General features: G+C 36.2%; 3 protein-coding genes. 1 reads left to right on the top strand and 2 read right to left on the bottom strand.

Annotation, left to right across the window (positions count from 1 at the left end; genetic code table 11):
• The coding region (locus WBY99_RS05900; protein WP_423975408.1) for a hypothetical protein at positions 1 to 202 on the top strand (202 nt) is incomplete at its 5' end.
• 418 nt (positions 203 to 620) lie between these two features.
• On the opposite strand, the gene WBY99_RS05895 is transcribed toward WBY99_RS05900, so the two are convergent.
• Positions 621 to 1,277 carry a head GIN domain-containing protein gene (locus WBY99_RS05895; protein ID WP_423975407.1) on the bottom strand — a complete coding sequence of 219 codons (657 nt, stop codon included), beginning with the start codon at positions 1,275 to 1,277 and terminating at the stop codon, positions 621 to 623.
• A 68-nt stretch (positions 1,278 to 1,345) separates the two neighbouring features.
• On the bottom strand, positions 1,346 to 2,372 hold a 1,027-nt coding region (locus WBY99_RS05890), incomplete at its 5' end, for a nicotinamide-nucleotide amidohydrolase family protein (RefSeq protein WP_423975406.1).

Here is a 2,372-nt window from a genome sequence, read left to right as displayed (position 1 = left end):
AAGAAGGACCACCGTGATGTACTTCGACCCCTCACAGCGCATCAGTGCCTTTAGCGGCATGGCAATCATTATACTGATGCAGATTGAAAGCGGGGAGGTCCTCAAAACCATCATTTTGGCAGGCCTCGGAGGAATCTCGAGCTACCTCTTCACCCTCGCGGTAAAATTTCTACTGATCCGTTTCAGAAAGAAATCAAAATAACCAAAACGGAACCAGCCTCCCTCCGGGGAGGCTTTTATCAAAAACCCAAAAAAACCAGTCATTGCGAGAAGCGCAACGAAGTGAAGCGCCGAAGCAACCCCCAAATACAAACACCAAGTTTAAATAAATACGCTAACCCATAAAAAAGAAATCCACCCGACTTAGGAGATTTTTGCGTTAAGAAAAATCTCAAAGAGGTTCGCCAATTCAGATAAAAAAATAAAAAATAGGAGGCAAATTGAAATTTATTCCATACCAATATTTTCAATGAGTATGGAAAATCTTTGATTTTCCTACTAATGTGTTCTTCTTAATAAAAAAAATATTTGAAACTAATGTGACTAATATGTTTAAAATAAATTTAAACAGGCTCTAAATCAAAAAAGCTCCTTTTTAAAGAAGAATCCGGTTAATAATCCTATTTAAAGTTAATTTTCCCACCGATTACGTTTTTCATTTTTCGATCGTTGGGATCTCCGTAAACATCAATAACTCCGCCGGCTCTTGTGGTGGCATTTACCGATTCGGAAACATTTACTTCTACAATCCCGCCGGCATTGGTAGTCACCGTTGCGTTCTTCGAATCTAAATTTTTTCCTAAATACTTTCCACCGGAATTCACTATAATATCTTGGTTATCAGCTTTCCCCGAAATTTTTATTTCTCCGCCCGAATTGGTTTTGATGTTTAATTTTCCGGCATCAACCGTTAAATTTATTTTCGAACCTTCGTTGGAAGTGAGCGACAACATTTTCGATTCCAAGTTTTCTGATGATAAAATTGATGAACCTTGACTTGCCTGAATATCGTTCAGATTTTCATAAAAAACTTTCACCGAAACCTGATCTCCTTGCAGAATTTTCGTTGGCGCCATTCGTATTTTCAGTTCGCCGTTTTTGTTCACGGTTTCCACATCGGAATTACTACTTTCCACTTTATTTTGATCGGAATGAATGAGTGTTACCGTGATTTTGTCATAAACCTTTAATGACGAAAATTCGCCAACATTTCTGGTAGATTGCGCCAATGAAAACTGAAACGCCAGAACCAAAAAACTTCCTAATACTTTCTTCATAATGATATTGATTTTACTTTTTAAATAAACGGTTTCAACGGATATCTATTTTAAATCCTGAAGAAACTTCACTGCTTTTCTTTAATCAAAATCCCTACCAAATCTTGTAAAACACGTTGCGAAACAAAGTTTGCAAAATCATTTCGCTCCAAATGGGGTAAAAAAAGCCGATTTGTTTTTTCGAAATCATTCACCCGAATCGAATAAAAAACCGTTCCGATTTCATTATTAAATCCATCGGAATTCGGACCCGAAACCCCAGTCGTAGAAAGTGATATATCGGTTTTGAATAATTGTTGGCAACCCCAACTCATTTCTTGGGCAACTTCTGCGGAAACTACGGTTTTTTCGGAAATTGTTTTCTCGGAAACGCCTAAGATTTCAATTTTTTTATGAAAATCATAAGGAATAATTCCGCCCGAAAAATACTTGGAGCTTCCGGAAACTGAAGTAATTAAACGGGATAATTCTCCGCCCGTACAACTTTCGGCGGTAGAAATCGTGAGTTTTTTTTCAATTAAAATTTCTTTTAATATTTCCTGAATTTCGTTTCCGTCCCAAGCAATTACTTTTTCTCCGATTAACGGTTTCAGCTTTTCAATTTCTTTATTTAATTCGTTTTCAATCTTTTGCAAATCATTTCCTGTTCCGGTTATTCTTAATTTCACCCGGTTTCCGATGGGTAAATAGGATAGTGAAATATTTTCGGGAAGCGAAATTTCCCAATTTTCGATGGTTTCGGAAAGCAAACTTTCAGGGAAATCGACCACCGAAATAATTTTAGTTTCAATGTGATTTAAAGCAAATTTATCTTTAAGAAAAGGAATAATTTGATTTTTAATGAAAGGTTTCACTTCATAAGGAACTCCCGGAAGACAAATCGCAATTTTGCCGTTTTCTTCGATCATTTGACAAGGCGCAGTTCCGTTTTCATTTTGAAAAACCCTGGCTTTCGACAACACAACTGCTTGATTTTTATTGATTTTCAGTAAATGTTCGCGGTTTCTTTTGATCATGATTTTTTTTAAATGCTCAAAAGTTTCAACATCTAATTTTAAATCATCATTAAAAAATTCGGCGAAAGCGGTTTTGGTT

Origin of the sequence: Kaistella sp. (assembly GCF_049588135.1) — a bacterium.
Lineage (GTDB): Bacteria > Bacteroidota > Bacteroidia > Flavobacteriales > Weeksellaceae > Kaistella.
Note: the sequence above shows the minus strand (reverse complement) of the source record. Positions and strands in the feature narration are given on the sequence as shown.